Genomic DNA, 23,244 nt, shown 5'->3' with positions numbered 1-23,244 from the left:
CGGATGTCCGCCCAGCGGTAGTGCTCGGGCAACTGGCCCTCCGCCCCGGTCTCCGCCGCCATCTTGAGGAAGATCAGGTAGGTCAGCTCCGTCACGTACTGGTGGTACGTGATCCCATCATCCCGCAGGATGTGGCAGAGATTCCAGAGCTTGGCGACGATGTCGGTTGTGGCGGTCATTTTTCCACTCATTTTAAACTAAATAAGCTCCAAAGATGAATAAAAATTTTCTCCAATCCTAAGTTCGGAGAATCCATTTTCTGATTTCGACGTTATTTTTCCGTTGCGACGCAACCCAGGACAAGATTTTCCGATATCTTCGCTATCAATGTCGTTTATGGAGATACCATTAATAGCTGATTTCTCAACACCTTGGCGAATTATCGCGCTACTAAACTCCAACCCATTGACTATAACTGGTAAATTGAAGTTAATTACCGCCTCCCTACCCATGAACACCCCAGAGCCGATCGAAAATTGCTGCATCGATCCTCGCCTCAGTTCGGTCACAGCATTTTCCTTTCTTTTACTGGCCTGTCTCCGGAGAGAGTCCACATGGGAATCTGGAAGGTCTAACCTTTCAGCATAGTCGACCCCACCATCAGGATCCATGATTACTGATGAAGTAGACGGCAAGCCAGAAGCGCACAGAAGTTTTCCGACCATGCCTCTTACTAAAGCATCATCAACAATAGGAAGATCCTGCTCTGACAAAACTAATTCTGCCTGCCATTCGGGATCGGCAACTACTATTTTTGAATTATGATCTTTTCCAGAGCACTCAACCAGCGTCCCAACCACAATTCGCTCTCCAGAAACCGCGGCGGGAAAACTCATATTTTTTATTTGAGTCATCCCAGCCTGAATTTGTTTATTCAACGCAGAATAGCTACTTTGCGTTCCCTTGCATTCAATCTGATGATAAAAATCCGGCCCATATGACTTGCACACAAAATCAGGCGTCTTTCGAGCACCACTCTTTGCAACTTTTCCAATATAGTGGCCTCCCAGTTTTCGGAGTAGACGTTTTTCAAAATACGCTCCATCACAAAATTCCTCAAATTCAAGAAGTTCCTTCATACAATAAAAGGCGAATCCCATGCCAAAATCATCACTCAAAATTGTCTTTTGATGTAAATCGAGTTCATTGCAAAAAGCGTTCAAAGCCAGCTTTCTGCCGTCATCCACACATGAAAAATATCGCAACCAAGCCCAATACTCGGCCAATGAAATTCCTGATGCGCTTCCTGGGATGGTGACTAATCCTATAATGAGAAGAACTTCCGACAGTGGAAAACAAAAGCTGCAAGTACCTGTTGGAAACGTTCCGGGAACGGCTCGACTTACCGCAGCCCAAGAACTAGCATCAACACTAAAATCGATCCATTTCTTCATTTTCTCACCATATGATTAATATTTTTCTTAGGGAAATGCGGCATACATTGCTCTAAGCAAATTTATTACCCAAATTTCCCCCAAATCCCCTCGCCGATCTCCCCTAGGATCGCCTCCAGCCGCCCGTCGAACACCCGGTTCAGCCGTGCGAAGCCGCCGCCCTGCTGGCGGAACTCGCCCTGATCCAGCGTCTCGCGGTCGATGACGACCTCCTTCTTCATCTGCCGGGCGATGCGCTCCAGCCATTGCCGCTGCGCCTGCGTCCAGGGACGGCTGGATAGCACCCGGCGCATGGCGTGGTCCACACGCTCGTCGTAGGGGAAGAGCGGATCGCCCAGCGCTGCCTGGCGGATGTAGCCGATGATCGAGGCGGCGATGTCGGCGTTGGTGGCGTCGCGGAAGGCGGCGCGCAGTTCCGCCTCGCCGAAGCCGTCCTGCTCCAGCCGCAGCCGCACCTCGCGGAGTTGCGCGCGGGTCAGGTCGCGCGGGGCGTTGGCGACGGCGGCCAGCGCTGGAATGCGGTTCATGTTCTCGGTCAGGTAGCTGCGGAAGCTGGCGAGATAGTCCTCCGGCCGGGTGATGCCGGGGCCGTAGCCAGTCTCCTCATGGCGGAACGAGTCGGTGCCGGTGTAGAGCGGCACGTGGATCGGGTCGTCGCCGATGCGGGTGTCCAGCATCTCCATCAGCGCGCGGTGGTCAAGCAGCAGGCGCGCGGCCTCCTCCGGCGAGGCGTCGCGCAGGCGGCGGATGAAGGCGTCCGGGTCGCTGCCGGCCAAGTCGCGGAAGCGGTGGGCGCCACTGTCGGACAGGCGGCGCTTCTTGCGGTGCAGCTTGGCGACGATCTGGCCGACCAGCCAGCGCGCCTGCTGCGACCGGCGCTCCTCCACCTCCGGCGGCCCGATGAAGGGGGCCGGGCCGTCCTCAGCGAATCCCGTTGACGCGAAGCCGGGCGGCGGCGGTGCGTCCACCGGCGTGCCGGTGGCCTCGGCCAGTTCCTCCATCAGTGTGGCGAAGGTGATGTTGGGGTTCGCCACCACCGGCCGCATTTCCGTCAGGTCCTGCATGGCGGCGTAGAGGCCGATGGCGTCGAAGATGCGGAAGGCGGTCTTGTCCATGCCGGGACCGAACAGGTCCGGGCACAGGCGGGTGCCGCGGCCGATCATCTGTTCGTACAGGATGCGGCTGCCGACCCGGCGGATGAAGACGAGGTTGACGATCTCCGGCACGTCGATGCCGGTGGTCAGCAGGTCGACGGTGACCGCGACCTTGGGCAGCGCCTCGTTCTTGAAGCGGCGGATGTGCTGCATCGGCTGGTCGGACCTGCCGGTGATCTTCACCACCGCATCGTCCTCGATGGCGCCGTAGCGCGCGGCGAAGGCGGCCTTGAGCGCGCCGACGACGATGTCGGCGTGCCGATCGGTGGCGCAGAACACCAGGGTCTTGCCGGGCAGGCCCGGGTCGATGTGCCCGGCCAGCCATTCGGCGATGACGCGGTTGAAGTCCGGCGTGATGACCTTCCTGTTGAAGTCCTCGACGTCGAACCGCACCTCGTCCGGCAGATTGATGAGGTCGAGCTGGCCCGTGCGGGTGTCCAGCACGTCCACGGCCGCGCCCGCGTCCCAGTGGATGCCCTGCTGGCTGAGCGCGGTGTGGGCGCGCAGCGGTGGCTCGTGGTCCACCAGCCAGCCGTCGATCACCGCCTCCTGGTAGGTGTAGCGGAAGGCCGGCTCGCCGAAGATCTCCACCGTGTGCAGCGCCGGCGTGGCGGTCAGGCCGATCTTCACCGCGTCGAAGCGGTCGAGCACGCGCCGGTACTTGGAGATGTAGTCGCCCTGGTCGCGGAAGCGGATCTCATCGTCCCCCATCTCGCGGTCGAGCAGGTAGCCGCGGTGGCACTCGTCCACCACGATGCAGTCGTACTGGTCGATGGGCGGCGGGTCGTCGCTGTAGAGCGTGCGCTTGACCAGCGCCTGGACGGTGGCGATGTGCAGCTTCGTCTCGGGATCGGGGGCGATCTCCCCCAGCTCCTTCACCGCGAAGATGTCGGCGAAGACCTGCTGGTGCTCCATGCGCGTTTCCTTGAACGCGTTGCCGGCCTGCTCACCCAGCGCCGTGCGGTCCACCAGGAACAGGATGCGGCGGAAGCGCTGCGCCTTCAGCAGGCGGTAGACCAGCGCGATGCAGGTCTTGGTCTTGCCGGTGCCGGTCGCCATGGCCACCAGCACCTCGCGCCGGCCGCCGGCGATCGCCTCCTCGATCCGGCGGATGGCGCGCTCCTGGTAGTCGCGGAGCGGGAAGTTGAAGGCGAAGGGGTCGCGCGCCAGCCGCTCCTGCGCCGCGCGCGGGTCGTTGCGCAGCAGCTCCATCAGGCCCGCGGAGCTGTACCAGCCGTCCAGCGCCTTGCGCAGGTTACCCGCGTGGCGGGCGTCGCGGAACCATGTGCCGGACGCCGTCTCGAACTGGCGCAGGAAGGGGCGCCCGTTGGTGGCGAACAGGAAGGGCACCCGGATGGCGCCCCATGGCCCTTCCGCCGGCGGCGCCCCGTCGCCATGGGGGACGAAGCCCTCGGCGTAGCGGCGCGCCTGATCAATGGCGGCCGGGGCGTCGGCGTTGCGGCGCTTGGCCTCCACCACGGCCACGGCGGTGAGCCCGGCGAAGAGCACATAGTCGGCCGGGCCGTTCGCCGTGGGCCATTCCGCGATGGCAAGGTTGCACCCTTTCTGCGGTCGGGCGCCGGCGGCGAAGGTCAGGGCTTCGCTGTCGGCCTGCCATCCGGCATCGCGGAGCTGCGCGTCGATCAGGCGGCGGGTCTCGCGCTCGTCCAGGTCGATGCCCTGGCCGACCTCGTGAGCAAGCTCGACGCGGTGCTGGATCGCCTCGGGCGCTTCGGCGGCGGCGCTCGCCTGGGCGGTGGCCAGTTCTGCTTCCAGGCGCGCGCGGTCGGCGTCGGCCTCCTGCGCCAGCCGCTCCCACTCCAGACGCTCGGCGTCGGCGCGGGCGGCGCGTTCCTCGGCGGACAGGCGCCGTTCGGCTTCGGCCTGCGCCTCGGCCGCGATGCGCTCGTGCGCCGACTGCTGCTCCGCAACCGCCTTGCGCAGCCGCTCCAGCTCTGCCTTCAGCGCCGCGCCCTCGGCGCGCGGATCGGGCGGCGGCAGGAAGGGGCTGGGGGCAAACGCGCGGTCGCCCGTGACGGTGCGATGAAACCAGACGCCCAGCGTGCGCGCGTGCTTCAGACAGGACAGAGCGGTCGCGTGGTCGCCGTCCAGGTCGTGGGCGGCGGCGTTGCCGGCCTTGCGGATGAAGTGGAAGAGGTCCCCGACCTCGCGCGTCAGGGCGCCGCGGTCGCGCAAGCGGCGCAACAGGTCCGCCTGTTTCTCCTCGGGCGACGTCCACAGCCCCAGCTTCGCCGCGGTGAGCTGGGCCAGCAGTTCGGCGAACTGGCGCAGCTTGATGATGGCGGTGTTGGCATCCTCGGCGAAGAAACGCTCGGCCAGCGCCCCCAGCCGGTCGAGCTGGGTGTCATGCTGCGCCAAGAATGCGAAATTGACCGACCGGCCCAACATTTCCTCCCAGAGAGCGCACACTATACGGCGCGCAACGGGGTATGTCACCGGACGACCGCGACCTGGGGTAGACCAAGCGCTACTGCGTCGGTGCCGAAAGACGGCCTGTCGCGACGGCTGCCACCGGTCAGCCGCGGGATCGTAACCATGCAATGTCCCTGGGTTGCTCAGACTTGTGGGACACGAGCACCTCCCATCTGCGGTCTTCCGGATCCAGACGCGCGTAAATCCGGCCGGCGTCATCCTGGCCGTTGGAAATGTGCCGTTCCCACCAGCGGTCGGCGCCCTTGACCTTTTTCCAGTTCGCCGGGGTTCCACCGGTGCCGGCGGCGAGTTCCGCGAGGGCGCCATACAGGAACCGGCGGTCGGAGAACTCCACGGCGGCCACGTCCAGGCTGGCGCGGAGCAAGCGGATGCGGGGCAGCAGGCTGGCAAAGACGGCGGCCACCTCCTCGCTCAGCCGCCCGGGTGCCGCCGGGCGTGGCGTCGGCGGAGCTTCCAGCGCGAACGCTTCCGCGGCGAGGCGGTTCTTCAACTCCTCGACAAGCGTTCTTTGCAGTTCCTCTAAGTCGGCCTGCAACCGGTCGGCCCGGTCCCGGGCTTCGTCCTGGGCATCGGCGGGCATTCGCTCGGCCAGCGCGAGCCGCAAGGCGGCAACCTCCGCCTTCAGCGACGCCGCCGCGGCGTGTGCCCGGGCCAGTTCGCCTTCCACGAGGCGAAGCCGCAACTCCGCCATATTGGCGGGACCCTCGGCCGACAGCAGGGCACCTTCGAGCAGGGCGCCGATGCGGGCCGCCAGAGCGCCTGGGGCAACGGCTTGGCTTTCGAACCTGACGAACCAGTCGGCGGCCAAGCCGTCCACCGGTTCGCTGAGATACTGGCCGGACCGGATGACCGGGAGTCCGCCAGCCGCCAGCCGGGCCGCCGCCTGCTCGCGATCCAGCACCGATCCCTGGATCAGCAGATAGGCCTCCCCCACCCCCTCGACCACGGCGAAGCGTGCCACGGGCGCCGCTGCCGCAGCCGGCCCCGGCGGGATGGCGGTGGGGATCACAGCCTCCCCCGTAATGTCGATACGATCCCCCTTCAGTAGCGGGTAGGCCAGCCCACGCCATACCACCGCCGTGCGTTGGTCGGGCAGAAGGATCGCGCGGGAGTCGCGCCGCTCCAACAATTGCTCCCCGTCATAGATCGAAACGGTTATGGTTGGCATTCACAATACCGTTAGGGCATTTTCAAGAATTTGTAATTATAAATGCCATCGTATGCGAGAGGTTATTCAGGCAGTCATCACTCCATGAACATAGCTCAAGCCGTCGCTCCCATCATCTCCAATCCCTACACAATTGGGCTGGTCATCCTACTCCTTGTTTTTTGGGCAACGGCTTCGATTATCTCCTTGGATAACGGAACGAAGCGTTTGCTCCGCTCTCTTCTGGCCGCGAATGGCGAACTCGACAGATCCGCCGACGCGTTGTCCTTCGCCGAGCGCTATGAGGAGGTCAACGCCAGCTTGGGGCGCGACCCGATCCTCCGCGGCGCTTGGGGGGAGTACCGGGAGTCGCTGCTTCTGCCACGGACGACGGGCCGCCCTGTGCGCTCAACGACACGACCGGCGGCTTGGTTCAACCTGGACCTTCTGCGCGGGCCGGCTATTGAAACCGACTTGCGCTACCACGCGGCCATGCCGAATCTGCTCGTCGGCGCAGGACTGCTGTTCACGTTCCTTGGGCTTGCGGTCGCGCTGGGCAGCGCCGGCGAGGTGGTGACCGGCACCGCGGCGGAACGCAACGGCGCTCTGCGGCAGTTGCTCGACACGGCGTCGTTCAAGTTCATCACGTCGCTGATGGGCATGCTGCTGTCCATCGTCTATGCGGTCATCCGCAAACACCGCCTGAAGCAGGTCGAACGCGCCCTGGACCGCTTCCACGCGGCGCTTGAGTTGCGCATTCCGTTGATGACGCCGGCCGCGCTCCAGCAGGAGACGAACGAACTGCTGGCGCGGCAGTCCGACTATTTTGAGAGTTTCACGAACGATCTGGCCGTTTCGCTCGGAAGCGCCATGGACCGCGCCTTCGACACGCGGCTCGGGGAGCACATCGGCCCGCTGGCAAACTCGATGGGCCGGCTGGCCGACGGCATGGCCTCGCGCAATGAGGACGCCATGCGCTCGATGCTCGACGCCTTCTTGGAGAAGCTCCAGGGGGGAACCGGCGACCGCATGCAGGGCGTGGCGGAGACGCTGTCGGGGCTGGGGGCGCGGTTGGAAGGTCTTCAGCAGGGGTTGGGTGACGCCGTGGTGCGGATGGCGCAGTCCGCCGACGCCATGGCCGCCCGCATGGGCGAAGGGGCCGAAGCTGCACTGTCCCGCATCACCGACCAGATGGGCGGCCTGACCGAGACCCTGCGTGCCGTCGCGGAGCAGAGCCGCACCGCCGGCGCCGAGGCCGGGCAGCACATGGCCTCCCGGATCGAGGCCGCGGCCACCGGTTTCGAGGAAGCCGCCCGTGGCGTTGCCGCCACCCTGGCCCAGGCCGCCGCCGCGATGGAAACGACCATGGGCCGGCAGGCGGAGGAAAGCGGCGCCCGCCTTTCGGCGTCGATTGAGGCGATGGTGGCGGAGTTGCGGGCGCTCGCCGAAGGCAGCCGCAACGCCGGAACCGAGGCCTTCAGCCATCTGGCCGCCCGCGTGGCGGAAACCACCGCCGGCCTGGAACGGTCGGTAGAACGGATGTCCGCCGGCCTGGAACGGGCGGCGTCCGAAGGCGGCAGCGCGCTGGGCCAGGGGGCGGAGCAAGCGGTGAACCGCATCGCCGACGCCACCGAAGGCATGAGGACCGAGTTGCAGGCCATGATGGCCGATCTGCGAACGGCGCTCGGTCAAGCGGGCGACGCGCTGCGGGAAAGCGGAACCGCCAGCGCCGCTACTCTCCGCACGGCTCTAGGCGAAGCCGGGGATGGTGTCGCGACGGCGTTGAGCGGTGCAGCCGACCGGCTGGGCCGGGCAGGCAACGAGGCGGCCGACGCCCTCCGCAAGGGCGGCGAGGCCGCGGGCGGATCCATGCGCGATGCCGGCGGGCTGGTTGGGGAACGGGCCGGTGGCCTGGCCGGCCAGATCGCCGCCCTGGGCCAAGCCGCCACAACGCTCGCCTCCCGCAGCACGGAATTCGAACAGGCCGCCGCAAAGGCGGCCGAGCCCCTGTCCAAAGCGGCGGACACCATAAACGCCGCCAGCCAGAGCGCCCGCGCGGTCATGGAGCCATTGGCCAAAGCTTCGCTGGAGGTCAGCCGTGCGGTCGAACAGGTGTCCGGCACCGCCACCCGCTTCACCACGGTGCTGGACGCCGCCCAGAAGCTGACCACAAGCCTGGACGGCGCCGCGCAACGCTTCGAAGGCGTGGACCGCGAGTTGGCGAAGACCCTGGCCGCGCTTCAGACCGGGCTTCAGGGCTTCACGCGCGAGATCACCGACTTCGTCAGCCAGACCGACCAGAATCTCGCGAAGGCGGCCACCCAACTGGGCAGCTTGGTCCAGAATCTTGAGGCTACCCTCGAAGACTTCGTACCGGCTGTGCGCTGAGGATAATGGACATGGCGACATCGACCGGAGCCGAGGACGAAGGCGGCGAGGGCTACTTCGCCTCGATCAGCGACCTGATGGTCGGCGTGCTGTTCGTTTTCCTGCTGATGCTGACCGTGTTCGCCCTCAACTTCCGCGACGCGGAGGAAGAGCAGATGATCGAGCGCGCCCGCTATGAGGAGGCCCTGCGGCGTGCCGAACTGGCGGAGACCGAGGCGCAGCAGCAGGCCGAGCGCGCACGGCAGGCCCAGGCGGAGGCGCAACGCCAGTCGGAGGAAGCGGCCCGGCAGCGGGCGCAGAATGAAGAGCTGCGGCACCTGCTGACCGAGGCGGTCGCCCAGCTCGAACGCGACCTGGAAAACCGTCAGAACCTGCGCAACCAGCTGCTGCTGTCGCTGGAAAAGTCTCTGCAGGACCAGGGGGTTCGCGTGTCGCTCGATCCCGGTTCCGGCATTCTGCGGCTGTCGGGCGACCTCCTGTTCGAGACCGGGCAGGCCGTCTACCGGGCGGAGGCGCAGCAGACTATCGTGACCCTGGCCGACGTCCTGTCCGGGCTGCTGCCCTGCTACGCCGTGGGCGGACGCGCGGACGGCTGCCCGCCGGACAGCATGCCGATCCTCGAAACCATGCTGGTGGAAGGGCACACGGACCGGCAGCCCTACCGCAACCTTGCCCCGTCGCAGTCGCAGGCACGCAACGACCGCCTGTCGACCGACCGTGCGCTGGCCGTGTTCCAGACCCTGCGCCAGACCCAGCCTGTCCTGGAGGGGCTGCGCAACAGCGATGGACTCCCCTTACTCGGCGTGTCCGGCTATGGCGAGCGGCGCCCCCTGCCCGAAGCCCAGGCGGCGACGGAGGAGGACTACCGGCGCAACCGGCGCATCGACCTGCGCTTCGTGCTGTCCGCCCGCACCTCCGAGGAGTTGCAGCGGTTGCGCGACCGTATCCGCGGCCTGCTGGGCACCGTCCCATGAACCACACCCCCATGAACCACACCGCCGAGGCGCTCAAGACCCTGCATGCCGCCGTGGAGTTGCTGAGCCGCGGCGCAAGGCTGCCCGATGTGCCGGAAAGTGCGCGGATAGTGGCCGCGCTGGCGGCCGGTGACGCGGCCCCGGCGTTGCCGGCCGGCGATGTCCTTCAGGCGGTGCGCCAACGGCTGCAACAGGCCGCGCGCAATCCGCAGGGCTGGGATGCCGCAACGCCGCGCGACTTGCGGGATGCACCTTGGCTGATGTGGGCGGACAAGGCACCGTTGGCCACGCTGGACGGACTGTTGGAAGCGGTTCTCCGGCTGGCCGACCGCCGCGCCGGGGTGCGCCGGACGCTCATCGAGGGATGGTTGAAGGGTTTTGCGCCGGATGGCCCTCGGATCGCAGAGGCCGGGCGCGCCATCCGTCGCCTGATCGCCGGCAATTCCGATGCGCGTCTTCAACCCTGGCGTCTGGCGGACAGCGGGTATCTCCTCTTCGACGCCGCCCAGGGACCGAAGACGCTGGCGCGCCACATCCTGCAAGGCACCGATCCGGTTCCCGACCTGCTCGCCCGCGCGTGCCTCGACGATCCGCTGCGGGCCGTCTCCGGCTACATGCGCGCGGTTCAGGACGAGGTGCTCCAACTAGCGCCGGAATGCCTCGTCGGCACCGCCGGCGCAACCGCCATGGCGCGCCTGACGGAATTCCTGGCGCCCAACGGTCGGTTGCGCTTTTCCGAACCGGAGGTCTACGGCCAGCTCGCGCGCAGTCTGCTGGCGCCCTGGATGACCGAGCATCGCCCCCCCGACGAGTCGGTGCGCGCTGCGGTGCAGTCCTTCCTCCTGACCCATCTCCGCGATCCGCGCCTCCATCCGGAGCGCTGGCTAACGGCCGGCGAGAACGCGATTACCGCGATGCGTCGCTGGATGGCACGGGCGTCGCTCAACGCCTTCTTCGAGGTCATCGGTGATTATGCCTACGACAAGCAATGGCGATACCGGGAGGCTTTCTGGTCGGCCTTCCTGGAAGCCGGCGGCATCGACGATGCGTGGCTGGCCCTCGGTTCCAACGTCCACGCCTCCGCGCGCGCCGTTCGCGACCTGAACGGTGCTTTTGCCCGTTTGGGCGGCAATGGCGTGCAGGGTGATCAATCGATCCTCCTGCTGCGCGTTCGGAACACGATTTTTTGTGAATGGAGCCACAACGGGAAGCTTCGGGCATGGCCAATCGACTGGAAGACAGCGCCGAAACTCTATCAACGGAACTACTCGCGTGACGATGTGACGGGAGCCGGCCTCCCCTTCCCGCCAAACCCCAGATATGGCTCTAACGGAAGACGCGATTCCGGCGGCCTGAGCCATATCGGCTCGGACAGCAGCCGGTGGCAGGGCAGCGTCGCACGGATGCTGGCCGATCGCGCGGGGATCCATCTGACCTATCACGACTGGATGCCGACATGACCCATCGCTTCACAGCCGACCTGCAGTCCGCAGGCGTCGAAATCCGGCTGATCGGACCGGCCGGACCTTTGGCGGTCGATCGCTGGGCGGTGACGGTTCCAGACAACCTGCTGCCCAGCGTCGACTTGGCGCAGCGGCTGATCGCCGCCGACAGCGCCATTGCCGACGGCGACCTTCTGCTGATCGAACACCGGGCGGTCGCCGGCCTGTCGAACCGAGAGGCGTCGGCGCTTGGGCTTCCGCCCCCCGCACCGGTGGTGGTTCATCTGCGGACCAGGGGCCTGATCACCAGCGCCTCCTTCACCGTGAAGTTGGAATGGCGCCGCCCGACCGGCCAGCCGGTGGTTGGAGCGACGCGGATGGGAGCCTTCCTGCGGATCGGCGGGGAGTGGGGACGGTTGCCCGATGCCCTCTTCCAGATCGCGGAGGCGGTTGATCGCGTGGCTCAGGCCTCGGGCGACGACCAGGGTGCCCGCTTCGCCGCCATGGCGGCGTTGCGCGAGGTGTTGCCCGCCGCGATCGATGCCGGGACGGCCGACGCCGGCGGGTTGATCGGCACAATGACCATCGCCGTCGCGGACTCCTTTTCGCTGGACCTGAAGGGCAACGGCGATGCTGCGCGGCTGGTGCCGATCCTGCATCGGGCAGGCGACGCCCCGGAGCAGCCGCTGCTGACGGAGGACCGGCAACGGATCTTCGGCGAGGACCAGTTCAACCGCTTCACCACGTCGCGGTCCGTCTACGCACTGGGCGGCAATTGGTACGCCGTGACGACGCCGGTGCTGCGCCGGGCACTGGAAGAGGTGCGGCGCGTCCAATCGGCGCCGCCGGCGACACGACGGGCGCTGTTCGCGTCTCCCCGCGCCTTCCTGCGCGATGCCCTCGGACCCGACGTCGACGACACGGTCCTGGAGACCGTCTTTCGCGAAACCGCCGCCTACGCCGACCGCGTGGTAGGGCTGGGCCTGTGGCGACCGCGGGTCGTGCCCTGGGTGCCGCTCGCCCGCACCGACTGGTTCGGCGACGGCGGAAGGGGCGATGCGGGTGGCAAGGGGGGACCGGCCGCGGCCACTCCGCCGCCCTCCGGCCTGATGATCGGCGACCGGGCGGTGCCCCTGACGGAGGACGAGGCCAACGCGCTGCGCGCGCGGGTGGAGGATGCCATCGGGGCCGGCTTGCCCAGCGTGTCGGTGCTGGTGGACGGGCAGGACATTCCCGTTCCGGCCACCACCGACACGCTGGCGGCCTTGAACAAACTCGCCGCCGACCGCATGCCGAAGGACCCACCACCACCGGCAGAACCGACGTCCGACGAGAAAAGCGGGCCCGAGGTGCTCTTGATCCGCCCGAACGAAGAGGCGGTGGAGGTTGAAGGACAGTTCTCGCCCCGCCCCGCTTCGTCACAATCGCTGCCGCCGGCACTCGCCACACCGCTGAAGCCCCACCAGACCGAAGGGCTGTCGTGGCTGCAACAGGCATGGACGATGGGCCGACCGGGCGTTCTGCTCGCCGACGACATGGGACTGGGCAAGACCCTGCAAGGCTTGGCCTTCCTCGCTTGGCTTCGGGCCGGCATGGCGGAGGGCGCCATCCCGCGCGCGCCGGTCGCCGTCGTCGCCCCGACGGGCCTATTGCAGAACTGGCGGGCGGAGGCCGACCGCCACCTCGCCTCCCCTGGTCTCGGCCATTGCACCGAGGCATTCGGACGCGGGCTGGCCGCACTGAAGCGCCGGAGTGCCGACGGTAGCCCGGCGCTCGACGTCGATACGCTGCAGTCCGCCGACTGGGTGCTGACCACCTATGAGACCCTGCGCGACTTCGATCGTGATTTCGGCAAGATCCGCTTCGCGGCCATGCTGTTCGACGAGGCGCAGAAGATCAAGACGCCCGGCGTGCGCCTGACCGATGCGGCCAAGGCGATGAACGCCGACTTCCGCATCGCCATGACCGGGACGCCGGTAGAGAACCGCCTGTCCGATCTGTGGTGCATCACCGACGCCATACACCCGGCCGTGCTTGGCGAGTTGAAGAGCTTCAGCGCCGACTATGAACGGTCGCCCGATCCGGAGCGGCTGAAGCGCCTGAAGTCCTCGCTCGACGCCTGGCATGGCGGCCGCGCGCCTCTGCTGCTGCGCCGGCTGAAACAGGACCGGCTGCCTGACCTGCCGCTGCCGCAGGAGATCATCTACGAAACGCCGATGCCGCCGGTGCAGCGGAACGCCTATGAATCAGCCATTACCGAAGCCCGGACGGCGGAAAAGGCCGGCGCCATGCTGGGGGCACTGCAGCGGATGCGCGCCATATCGCTTCATCCGGCCCCCGACAGCGCCGTCGGCGACGACGCATTCATCGCCGCATCCGCCCGCTTGACCGCCGCCTTCACGGCGCTCGACGACATTGCTCGAAAAGGCGAACGCGTTCTCATCTTCCTTGAGGACCTCGCGATGCAGGCGCGCTTGGCCGGCATCCTCCAACGGCGCTATCGGCTCGTTGCCCCGCCCATGATCATCAGCGGCCAAGTGTCCGGCACCACCCGGCAAGCGCGGGTTGACCGCTTCCAGGCAAGCGCCGACGGATTCGACGCGATGATCCTGTCGCCTCGGGCTGGTGGTGTCGGCCTGACGCTGACCAGCGCCAACCACCTGATCCACCTTTCACGCTGGTGGAACCCGGCGGTGGAGGACCAGTGCACCGGCCGCGCCCTGCGGATCGGCCAGACCAAGCCCGTGTTCGTGCACATCCCCATGGCGGTGTTGGGCGAAGGTTGTTCGGCTTTCGACCGTAATCTGAACGGATTGCTTACTCGTAAACGCCGGCTGTTCCATGAAGCGCTAATGCCGCCTTCGGGCACAGCCGAGAATCTAAATGAGTTGTTCGCAGCGACAGTCACCACTATCGCATAGCCTCATGGCAGAGTGTGAGGCACAGTTTTCAGAACTCCGCGAGGCGGGTTGCGACGATGAGGATGCAGGCTGACCTGCTCCGCAAGTTTCCTCCGCTCAGAGTAGGAGTTCCCTCATGTAATGCCCTGACCGGGCGTTGATGGCAATCGGGGCATGCCCCGGCCCCGGTTGTGGCGACATTCGCGTGGCAACCTCGATCAGCGCGGCGCCGCCAAGGCCGAATTGCGGTCGGACGTGGTTGTAATCGCTGTGCCACACCGCCAGGACGGCACGGGCATGGACGAGCGAGGTGAACAGCCTCTTCAGCCGCTTGGCTTCCGACACCTCCAGACCGCCGTACTTCGCCTTCCACTGGAAAAACGTCGCCTCGCTGATCCCGTGCTCACGGCAGACCTCCGCCGTTGGCCTGCCGGCATCCTGCTCGCGCAGGATTCCAATGATCTGTTCCTCGCTGAACCGACTCTTCTTCATGTCCGTCTCCTTGCTCGACGGACTCTCACTCAGCGTGGAGAAGTTTCAGGGGAGCGGGTCACTCTGCGAATACCAGACAATTATGGTCCAATGGCTATGACCTGATGGCTATGGAAGGGTAATTTTTACTTCTAACAAAAAGGCCAATGTTAACGCTATGTTGACACCATTCAGTATTCCCATCAAAAACGCAAACAGGCCTGTGCGGCTCCGCCGCCCTTCGATCACATCCCAACTCCGCTCAGACGCACCATTCATCACCCAACCTCATAAATAGGCCGTCTGGGGAGGAACCCATTAAAAAATCTGGCATGCTTATTGGCTCCATTCAAGTCATCATCTGAGCTAATGTGGTGTGCACTGATGTGGTGGACGGCGCCTCCATCTTTCTGAAACGGTGGCAAGCTGATCGCCTGTTTCAAAAGGCAAAAGGGTCGTGTCCCGAGGCGTGGTGTAGGAGCCGGGGCGCTCATCTGGTCACCGGCGTGTCTGGCCGGAAGGTTCACGTGGTCGCAGCGGGCAACGTGAGGGCGAGATCATCGCGCAAGGGGGCGATGGTTTCCAGGGTCATGTAGCGCGCCCGCTGGACCGCCCATTCGTCGTTCTGTTCGAGCAGGATGGCGCCGATGAGGCGGGTGATCGCCGCCTCGTTGGGGAAGATGCCCACCACCTCGGTGCGCCGCTTGATCTCGCCGTTCAGCCGCTCCAGCGGGTTCGTGCTGTGGATCTTGGCGCGGTGCTCCTTGGGAAAGGTCATGAAGGCCAGCACGTCCTCCTCGGCCTCGTCGAGCAGGGTGGCCAGCTTGGGCAGCTTGGGGCGGACCTGATCGGCCACCTGGCGCCACTGCGCCTTGGCGGCGCCGGCGTCATCCTGGGCGAACGCGGTGGCGATGAAGGCCGACACCACGCGCCGGCCGCTCCGCCCGGCATGCGCCAGGGCGTTGCGCATGAAGTGCACCCGGCAGCGCTGCCACGTGGCGCGGAACACCTTGGAGATGGCGACCTTGATGCCTTCGTGGGCGTCGGAGATCACCAGCTTCACCCCGGCCAAGCCGCGGCGCTTGAGCTTGCGTAGGAACCCGATCCAGAAGGTCTCGGCTTCCGAGGCGCCGATGTCCATGCCCAGCACCTCGCGCCGGCCGTCGGTGTTCACGGCCACCGCGATGGTGACCGCCACCGAGACGATGCGCCCGTTCTGGCGAACCTTCACGTAGGTGGCGTCGATCCACAGGTACGGCCAATCGCCTTCGATGGGGCGCTCCAGGAAGGTCTTCACCCGCTCGTCGATCTCCTCGCATAGCCGGCTGACCTGGCTCTTGGAGATGCTGCTCATGCCGAGCGCTTTCACCAGATCATCCACCGAGCGCGTCGAGATGCCGTGGACGTAGGCTTCCTGGATCACGGCGGTCAGCGCCTTCTCGGCCATGCGGCGCGGCTCCAGGAAGCCAGGGAAGTAGCTGCCTTTGCGCAGCTTGGGGATGCGCAGCTCAACCGTGCCGGCGCGGGTATCCCAATCACGCTCGCGGTAGCCGTTGCGCTGAACCAGCCGCTCGGCGGAGCGCTCACTGTGGGCGGCGCCGGTCAGGCCTTGCACCTCCAGTTCCATCAGCCGCTCGGCCGCGAAGCCGATCATCTCGCGCAAGACGTCAGCGTCAGGGCTCTTCTCCAGCAGCGCGCGAAGCGCCATCATCTCGTCGGTCATCGTGGTCACCCTTCGGTCGGGTTGAGGTGTGGTGACCAGACTCTACCGAAGACCCACGATGACCGCCCCGCCGTGGAAAACCGGCCCGCCTACGCCAGCTCTGGGGGGCGCTTCGGCGGGCCGGTTCCCCACAGCTCCTACACCACGTTCAGGGACGTGACCTTCAAAAGTCAGGTGAAGGAAGCCGCCTTCGGTTTGGATGAACGAGACGGTGCAGCATGATTCTGATGGCGGCGACGGTGACCATGGCCTCGGGGACGTCCGTGCATTCCTCATGATCCTTGGACAAGCGTCGCCATCGTCCGAGCCATCCGAAGGATCGCTCGACCACCCAGCGGCGCGGAACGAGGATGAAGCCGTCACCGGCGATGCGCCGGACAATGATCAGCGTCAGCCCGAGCAGGAAATAGACGAGGATCACCGGCATCCGGTTGCAGATGCTGTCGGCGAAGACGGCCCGTAGCCAGCAATAGAGCCGCTTGATCCGCGTCAGCAACGCTCCGCCGGTGCTGCCGGTATCCTGGATGTCGACAGCCTGGACGAGAACACCGAGCAAGAAGCCCGAAGTGTCGACGGCGATGTGACGCTTGCGGCCCTTGACCTTCTTGGCCGCGTCGAAGCTGAGCGTCCCCCTTTTCGTGGTCTTCACGTTCTGGGTGTCGAAAATGGCGGCGGTTGGGGTCGGATCGCTGCCCTCCTGCTCACGCAGCATCACCACCAGATGATGACGCAGGTTTTCCCACACGCCGGCTTCCAGAAATGCGCGGAAGTAGCTGTAGGCTGTGGGCCAGGGCGGGAAGGCCGGTGGAGACGGCAGGCAGCGCCATTGGAGCCAGTCCGCACCACGGTGAACAGGGCATCCAGCAGTCGGCACACGTTCGTGCTGCGGGGGCGTTCGCCGGGCTTGGCAGGCGCCGTAATCGCCAACCAACCGGCGGTCCTCGGGTGTCCACATCGGCGGCCTTCGGCAATGGGTTTCCCTGCCAATAGCTGCCGCCTCAAACCCTAGCCCCGTCAGTACAGCTTTCGAAACGGGCTATGAGCGCGACGAGGTGATATTTGCATCAATCCGCGGAAATCATCAAGGTCAGCAGCCAGCGGCTGCAACAACAGGATGGACACGTGGATGCATCCTTCTTGGCCAGTCAGTTCGGATTTCCCTCATGCGCCAGAGGGGTCGCCCGCACATGGGCTTCCAACTGATTACCAATCTCATAGAGTTATAGAGGCACTTTCTTCAAAGAATACTTGCCTTGTGAGGAGAATTTCTCCTGTTTATCATTTTTATTATTCTCACCATCTTTCTGACTCGGAAGCCTGTATAACATATGGCGCTCAAAATCTTTCCCAACAACCGGATCATTTACCTCCGCCAGACCATTCATAGCTTGTTCAATAACGGCATGAACCCAAGCCGGCAATTCGGGGGCGATACTGTATTTAACCCATGACGCGTCCCTTTGTCTGCAAGCGAGTCCTGCATTTTTGAGTATTGCCAAATGCTTAGAAACCTTGGGTTGAGGAACTTGCAAAAGAAACGCTAGATCATTGACTGCCATGGCCCCATTAAGACGCATCATGATGATACAGCGGAGGCGAATGGGGTCCGAGAGCGCTTGAAAAAGGGAACACGCATATTCCAGCATTAGGATATCCTTTATAGCGCATATACCTTGAAAAGCATATCCGTTTTTCGAATATGCGAAATATAGATATGCCCACATGCGCATATCCGTCAACGACGATATGAGGGCCGACCCGAATCGCTGATCTGCGTTGCTCGCCCCGGCATATAAGCAGCAGACGACGAGAAAGCGCACACGGCACCGTGCACGCTTTCTGCTTGAAACGGGCGTGAAGAAAGATGCTCGGATCGGCGTTGCCATCCACGTTGTGGTGGTCGACACTTCCTTCCTTGCGCTCGCGTCTCAGTCGGACAGCGATGTCTCTCCGATCACGCCAAATATCATGCAAACAAAGCGCCGCCATTCCGTAGCGGTCCAATCCTCCAACCGGCGTTTCCCAATCGCGTGCGTGAACCTGAGGGCCAAATCGGCGGCCTCCTTGACCCGCTTGCTCTGCAAGATCTTAAGGTCGTCAGCAGCATTCACTGAAGTCTGGACGACCCAGACGATCCGCGACAGCAGCCTTTCGAGGTCGATGCGCGAAAGAGAGGCGAAGCCGTCCTTTCCGACATGGCAGAGGTATGCACCTGCAGCCAAACGTGCGCTGGCGAGCGCGTAGCGCAGCATGGCTGCGTGGTCATTTTGTCTCGCGTGGTGTGGGGACAACCTGCGATACACCTCGCCAAACATCAGCGAGCGCGTGTTTGCAACGTTTCTGTCGTAAACACAAGACATGCACTAATCCTTTCTGATTAGGTGAAGAGGGAACGTTCCTGAAGGATTTGGTGATAGTTTCAGTCCGACAGCGGTTGTACCGGCGTCGACACTCTCCGCTGGCACGGCCAACCACTGAAAAACTCTCGAACCCGAATTAACCGAGGCAACTATGGCCGACGGATCTGAAATCGTGCGTGATGCACTTCTCAATCACCAGCTGCACAAGGAGTGGAAACTTGATCAGTTGATCCACCTGCTACGCTGCGGGCTTCTGTCGTTTCAGGCGCAGCGTTGGGTGGCACGCTTTCTCGACAACTCCGAAAAGGCACCGTTCAGATTTGTTCTGAAGCGTCGTATCGTCCAACGTCCGCCGACCTACCCAAATGCGGCACACGACGCCTTGTGGGGGCCATTGCTCCACAAGCTGGACGTCAACGAACTGGTGCGGCGTCTGCAGGGCGGCTGCTTAGCGCCCGACGACCAACGTTGGCTTGCCGAGCTGTTCGACCCGAACTCGGACGCTCCAATGCTGTTCGCCATCCGCCTCCCGAAGGGCGGCCAATCCATTCCGGATCGCAAGGGGCAACTTGAAGCCTTCGGAGAGCTCATAGCTCCCCGGTTCGAACAGGTGAGCAACCAGAAGCGGTTGGTCGCGGAACTCATGCAGGAGCACCAGCGCTCGCGTTCCTACATCTACGAGGCTCTGCAGGCCTACCGGGAGCTCGAAGAGACGAGGACCGCGATGTTCCTGGAGAGCCTGGAGGATAAATAGCCCTATTCGGCCGGACTCCACGCTTGTTGCGGCAATCCGGCCAATTCACATTATGGGGGCTCGTTTCCACTGCGTTCCCGCGAAGACGAGCATGATCACCCCGGATTCACTGCACTCCGTTCGGCGCCATTCGCATCCGCCCGTTACGGCGGATTGCTTTGACGACCGCCCGAGCGACGACACCGGCCTCATCGGGCTTTCCCGCTTGCTGGCTCGTGTCGCCGCCAAGGCGTGGATCGAAGGGACCAGCGACTTCGGAGATTTGCCCGGCTTCCGCGACGCCAAACCCGGAGCCTCCGATGCCGAAAACCTTTCCTTCCAAGACGACTGAGTCGCGCATGCTGACGGTCGAACAGGTCGCGGATATCACCCAGACCTGCTCGCGGTGGATCCGCGAACAGATCAAGGCTGGACACCTGCACGCCCACCGCTTTGGGCGCCTCGTCCGCATCGCTCCCGAAGACCTGGAAGTCTTCATCAAGATGCACCGTCGCTAATTCACCTGGATTCCTCATAGTTCTGCCCATTTCAATGGGTTGAGAGGCCATTGGGAGAACACTACGGAGCAAAACCTTCCGTTTTGTCCCGTGGTACTGTCCCAAAACGGTCACCGGGATCGCGCCACTCCATAACATTCCACAAGGTTCCCATGGACACCATTTACCCCGCCCTCCGCACGACCACGCCGACCATTGCGAAAAAGCCCCGCACGCTCGCCGAATTGCTGGATAGCCTCGACGCAGCTGATCTCGAGGTTGGCAAGCAGCGAGCCCTGCGTTCGTCGATCGTTTCCATCGCCAAGCTCCTGAAGGCTGCCCCCGATCAGCTGGAGGCCAACGAGCGCGCCTTGCTGGCTCGCCTGCACAAGCTGCACCCGCGTGAGGTCGGCGTCAGCGCCAAGCGCCTGCAGAACCTGCGGGCCGATCTCACCCGCACGCTTCGGCTGGTTGGCTGGTCCGAAGGCCGCAATACCCGGATCTTCACGGAGGCCTGGGCAGCCCTCTATGAGCAGGTTCCCAGCAAATTCACGCGCTATGCCCTGACCCGCTTCTTCCGCTTCTGCTCGGAACGGGACATCGCTCCGGAGCATGTCGATGACACCGTGGTAGCCGGTTTCCGTCACTACCTCGACAAGGTGGACTTCTGCCGCGGCCCCGCGACCATGCAGCGCGATCTGGTCCGCATCTGGAACCGGATGACGACGGCTGTCCCGACTTGGCCGAAGACCCGCCTCACGTTGCCGCGCTCGCCCCGGCAATGGTCGCTGGAATGGCATTGCTTTCCCGAAAGCCTGCAGACCGACGTCGACAACTGGCTCGCGCAACTGACCGGTGATGATCCCTTGGCCGAATTCGGCCCCAAGAGGCCGATGAAGCCGAGCACACTCAAGGCGCGCCGGCAGCAGGTCCGCATGTGGGCCTCCGCCATCGCCTTGCGCGGCAACGACCCGAGCACACTCAAGTCGCTCGCCGATTTGGTCACAGTGCACACATTCAAAGAAGCGCTGCGGTACCTCATCACGGACAACGGGCACGGCAAGGCACAGCCGGCTGCCCTGGCCATCGCCATGCTGGGCGCCGCCCAGCACTGGGTGCGTCTGCCGGATGATCAACTGGAAGTACTGCGCGCCGTCGTCCGGCGCATCAGGCCGCCGCGGCAAGGGATGACCGACAAAAACAAGTCCATTCTGCGCCAGCTCGACAACCCGGCCCGCCTCGCCGACCTGCTGCAGTTTCCCCAGCGGGTGACCGACAGCGTTTACCGCCAAGCGCTCGGCACCCGCGGCGAAGCGCTGCGCGTTCAGACCGCCGTCGCTGTAGAACTGTTGCTGATGACGGCCATCCGTCGCGCCAACTTGGCCACGCTCTGCCTCGACCGCCACTTGCGTTGGACCCGCTCACCGATCGGCGACACCGTCCACATCGTGTTGGAGGCACACGAGGTGAAGAACGGCCAAGATCTCGCCTTCGAGTTACCGCCTGCGTCCACCCGTCTGCTCAACCTCTATCTGCGTGAGTATCGCCCGCAGTTGACCGAGCCGGACAACCGCTATTTGTTCCCCGGCAAGGGATCTGGCCACAAAGCTCTCCACCGCCTGTCCGAACAGATCAGCACTCAGGTCCACAAGGAAACCGGACTGACGGTGACGGCGCACAGCTTCCGTCACATCGCCGCCAAGCTGAACCTGCAGCACGACCCGACCAACTACGAAGGGACCCGCCAACTGCTCGGGCATCGGAACATCACCACCACGGTGACCCACTACGCCGGGGAGGAACGCGCCGCGAACATCCGTCGTTATGATCGGCTGGTCGAAGATCTCCGCTCCAGGCCATCACTCTCCCCACGCCGTATGGAGGCTCGGTGATGCCCCGCGGCCGCCGCCTTCTGCCGTTGGCCCCGCTCGCCCTGAAAACCTGGCCGGACGTTGACCGCCACGCCTGGGAGATGGCCCGCGCTGGTTCGGACCCGCTGGACGATCCCGGTCTGGCTGCCCATTGGCGTGCCGTCACCGCGGACCACACCGTCCTGTGCTACGGTCACTGGCTGGCATGGCTCGCCGATCAGAGCCTGCTCGATCCCGTCCTTCCGCCGGACGGCCGGATCACCCGCGAGCGCGTGCATGGTTATCTCGCCTACCTGCGCCGTTCCCTGGCACCAAAATCGATTGCGACCATGATCACGCGCCTGCACGAAGCGGTCCGCGTCATGGCGCCCGGTGCCGATATCGGTTGGCTGCGCACCGCCGCCTCTCGGTTGGAAGCGCAGGCGGTGCCGGCGCGCAGCAAAATGGATCGGCTGGTTGAGACCAACCGCCTCGTCGAGGCCGGCTTGCGTTTGATGAGCGAGGCGCAGTCCAAGCGCAATCCGCGCACCCGGGCGCTCCACTACCGCGACGGATTGTTGATGGCCTTCCTGGCGCTGCGGCCCATCCGCCTGTCCAACCTCGCGATGATGGCGCTCGGCTTGCACGTCCTCATCGACGACGATTCCGTGCTCGTGCGCTTTGCCGGTTCCGAGATGAAGACGCACCGACCACTGGAATTCCCGTGGCCCAGTTCTCTGGTGCCCCATTTGCATGCGTACCTTACGGAACATCGCCCGGTCCTGTTGGAGGGGCTGGCGTCGGACGCTTTGTGGATCGGCCGGCTTGGGCCCCTCGACCTCAAAAGCGTGCAGCAGATCCTGCCGCGGGTGACCAAACGGACGGTTGGGGTTGCGATCCCGCCGCACTTCTTCCGGGACTGCGCGGCGACCACCGTCGCGCTTCGGGCTCCCGAGGAGGTGGCGATCATCATGTCCATTCTGGGCCATGCCACGTTGCGGACATCGGAGCGCTACTACAACCATGCGGCCTCGCTGAACGCCGCCCGACAATTGCAGGACACCGTGCAGCACTTGCGCAGGACAGGGCCGGGAACCCGGGGCCGACGCCCGAGCGTGGAGGGCTGAGCATGAAAGCCGTCATCTACGCCCGCTACAGCTCCGACCAGCAGCGTGACGCCTCCATCAAGGACCAGGTTCGCCCGTGCCGGGAGCGTCTCGCTCGGGAAGGCCGGACACTCACCCAGACCTACGCCGACCGGGCGATCAGCGGCGGTTCGCTCTTGCGCCCCGGCATTCAGGCGTTGATCGAAGACGCGATGGCCGCCCGCTTCGCGGTCGTGGTGGCCGAGGCGCTGGACCGGATCAGCCGTGATCAAGCGGACGTCGCCGCCTTCTTCAAGCGCATGCAGTTCGCCGGCATCCGCATCATCACGCTGGCCGAGGGGGAAATCACCGATCTGCACGTCGGCCTGAAGGGCACGATGAACGCCCTCTTCTTGAAGGATCTCGCCGACAAGACGCGGCGCGGCTTGCGCGGCCGGGTGGAGGCTGGTGCTTCGGCGGGCGGGCGGTGCTACGGCTATGATGTCGTGCACGCCTTTGGGCCCGATGGGCTGCCGGTGCACGGACAGCGGCGCATCAACGAGGCCGAGGCAGCCGTTGTCCGTCGGGTTTTCCGCGATTACGCAACCGGGCTGTCTCCCAAGCGCATCGCCCTCGCCCTCAACGCCGAAGGCATTCCCGCCCCGAGCGGCG

At 64.6% G+C, this 23,244-nt stretch carries 17 protein-coding genes and 1 pseudogene (1 of these 18 running past the window's edge); 10 read left to right on the top strand and 8 right to left on the bottom strand.

Annotation, left to right across the window (positions count from 1 at the left end; genetic code table 11):
• Nucleotides 1-197: 197 nt before the first annotated feature.
• The 3 genes from ACWPN5_RS18395 to ACWPN5_RS18385 all read right to left on the bottom strand — a co-directional run bounded on the left by ACWPN5_RS18395 (nt 198) and on the right by ACWPN5_RS18385 (nt 6,170).
• On the bottom strand, nt 198-1,394 hold the full coding sequence (locus tag ACWPN5_RS18395) for a hypothetical protein (RefSeq protein ID WP_492296722.1): 1,197 nt from the start codon (nt 1,392-1,394) through the stop codon (nt 198-200).
• A gap of 65 nt (nt 1,395-1,459) precedes the next feature.
• Nucleotides 1,460-4,957: a type I restriction-modification system endonuclease gene (gene hsdR / locus ACWPN5_RS18390; protein ID WP_492296721.1), complete on the bottom strand. Its 3,498-nt coding sequence runs from the start codon at nt 4,955-4,957 to the stop codon at nt 1,460-1,462.
• Between the two features lie 127 nt (nt 4,958-5,084).
• Nucleotides 5,085-6,170, bottom strand: a complete 1,086-nt coding sequence (locus tag ACWPN5_RS18385; protein WP_492296719.1) for a hypothetical protein — start codon at nt 6,168-6,170, stop codon at nt 5,085-5,087.
• An 84-nt stretch (nt 6,171-6,254) separates the two neighbouring features.
• On the opposite strand from ACWPN5_RS18385, the gene ACWPN5_RS18380 reads away from it, so the two are divergent.
• Genes ACWPN5_RS18380 through ACWPN5_RS18365 form a run of 4 tightly spaced genes read left to right on the top strand, consistent with a single transcriptional unit; the run spans nt 6,255 to nt 13,874 of the window.
• Complete coding sequence (locus ACWPN5_RS18380) at nt 6,255-8,537, top strand: hypothetical protein (RefSeq protein WP_492296718.1); 2,283 nt, start codon at nt 6,255-6,257, stop codon at nt 8,535-8,537.
• An 11-nt stretch (nt 8,538-8,548) separates the two neighbouring features.
• The gene (locus tag ACWPN5_RS18375) at nt 8,549-9,511 is read left to right on the top strand and encodes a hypothetical protein (protein WP_492296717.1); all 963 of its coding nucleotides are present in this window, start codon (nt 8,549-8,551) and stop codon (nt 9,509-9,511) included.
• 11 nt (nt 9,512-9,522) lie between these two features.
• On the top strand, nt 9,523-10,971 hold the full coding sequence (locus ACWPN5_RS18370; RefSeq protein ID WP_492296715.1) for an EH signature domain-containing protein: 1,449 nt from the start codon (nt 9,523-9,525) through the stop codon (nt 10,969-10,971).
• On the top strand, nt 10,968-13,874 hold the full coding sequence (locus ACWPN5_RS18365; RefSeq protein WP_492296713.1) for a DEAD/DEAH box helicase: 2,907 nt from the start codon (nt 10,968-10,970) through the stop codon (nt 13,872-13,874). Before ACWPN5_RS18370 ends, ACWPN5_RS18365 begins: the two co-directional genes overlap by 4 nt.
• A 258-nt stretch (nt 13,875-14,132) precedes the next feature.
• Here ACWPN5_RS18365 and ACWPN5_RS18360 read toward each other — a convergent pair.
• From ACWPN5_RS18360 to ACWPN5_RS18340, 5 genes and pseudogenes are all read right to left on the bottom strand, one after another.
• Nucleotides 14,133-14,345 (bottom strand): annotated as a pseudogene (locus ACWPN5_RS18360) (transposase); the annotation flags it as partial.
• Nucleotides 14,346-14,847: 502 nt separating this feature from the next.
• On the bottom strand, nt 14,848-16,047 hold the full coding sequence (locus ACWPN5_RS18355) for an IS256 family transposase (RefSeq protein WP_492296712.1): 1,200 nt from the start codon (nt 16,045-16,047) through the stop codon (nt 14,848-14,850).
• 163 nt (nt 16,048-16,210) lie between these two features.
• Nucleotides 16,211-16,978 carry an IS5 family transposase gene (locus tag ACWPN5_RS18350; RefSeq protein WP_492296710.1) on the bottom strand — a complete coding sequence of 256 codons (768 nt, stop codon included), beginning with the start codon at nt 16,976-16,978 and terminating at the stop codon, nt 16,211-16,213.
• Nucleotides 16,979-17,267: 289 nt separating this feature from the next.
• Nucleotides 17,268-17,693: an ArsR/SmtB family transcription factor gene (locus ACWPN5_RS18345; protein WP_492296708.1), complete on the bottom strand. Its 426-nt coding sequence runs from the start codon at nt 17,691-17,693 to the stop codon at nt 17,268-17,270.
• 282 nt (nt 17,694-17,975) lie between these two features.
• Complete coding sequence (locus ACWPN5_RS18340; RefSeq protein ID WP_492296706.1) at nt 17,976-18,299, bottom strand: hypothetical protein; 324 nt, start codon at nt 18,297-18,299, stop codon at nt 17,976-17,978.
• A gap of 259 nt (nt 18,300-18,558) precedes the next feature.
• Here ACWPN5_RS18340 and ACWPN5_RS18335 point away from each other — a divergent pair, with 259 nt between their 5' ends.
• The 6 genes from ACWPN5_RS18335 to ACWPN5_RS18310 form a co-directional block, all read left to right on the top strand.
• Nucleotides 18,559-19,161, top strand: a complete 603-nt coding sequence (locus tag ACWPN5_RS18335; protein ID WP_456531615.1) for a hypothetical protein — start codon at nt 18,559-18,561, stop codon at nt 19,159-19,161.
• Nucleotides 19,162-19,252: 91 nt separating this feature from the next.
• On the top strand, nt 19,253-19,492 hold the full coding sequence (locus ACWPN5_RS18330) for a hypothetical protein (RefSeq protein ID WP_492296704.1): 240 nt from the start codon (nt 19,253-19,255) through the stop codon (nt 19,490-19,492).
• 7 nt (nt 19,493-19,499) lie between these two features.
• Complete coding sequence (locus ACWPN5_RS18325; RefSeq protein WP_158282677.1) at nt 19,500-19,658, top strand: helix-turn-helix domain-containing protein; 159 nt, start codon at nt 19,500-19,502, stop codon at nt 19,656-19,658.
• Between the two features lie 152 nt (nt 19,659-19,810).
• Nucleotides 19,811-21,529 (top strand): site-specific integrase, encoded by a 1,719-nt coding sequence (locus ACWPN5_RS18320; protein WP_492296702.1) that lies wholly within the window; start codon nt 19,811-19,813, stop codon nt 21,527-21,529.
• A complete protein-coding gene (locus tag ACWPN5_RS18315) occupies nt 21,529-22,614 on the top strand; it encodes a tyrosine-type recombinase/integrase (RefSeq protein ID WP_492296701.1) in 1,086 nt (361 codons plus the stop codon). The genes ACWPN5_RS18320 and ACWPN5_RS18315 overlap by 1 nt, the downstream gene beginning before the upstream one ends.
• A gap of 2 nt (nt 22,615-22,616) precedes the next feature.
• A protein-coding gene (locus tag ACWPN5_RS18310) for a recombinase family protein (RefSeq protein ID WP_492297996.1) crosses the window boundary here: on the top strand, nt 22,617-23,244 show its 5' portion. The gene runs 1,034 nt beyond the window's last position; 628 of the gene's 1,662 nt are visible here — the first part of the coding sequence; its start codon is at nt 22,617-22,619; the stop codon falls past the right edge of the window.

This window comes from Azospirillum sp. UENF 211521, assembly GCF_058780535.1.
Note: the sequence above shows the minus strand (reverse complement) of the source record. Positions and strands in the feature narration are given on the sequence as shown.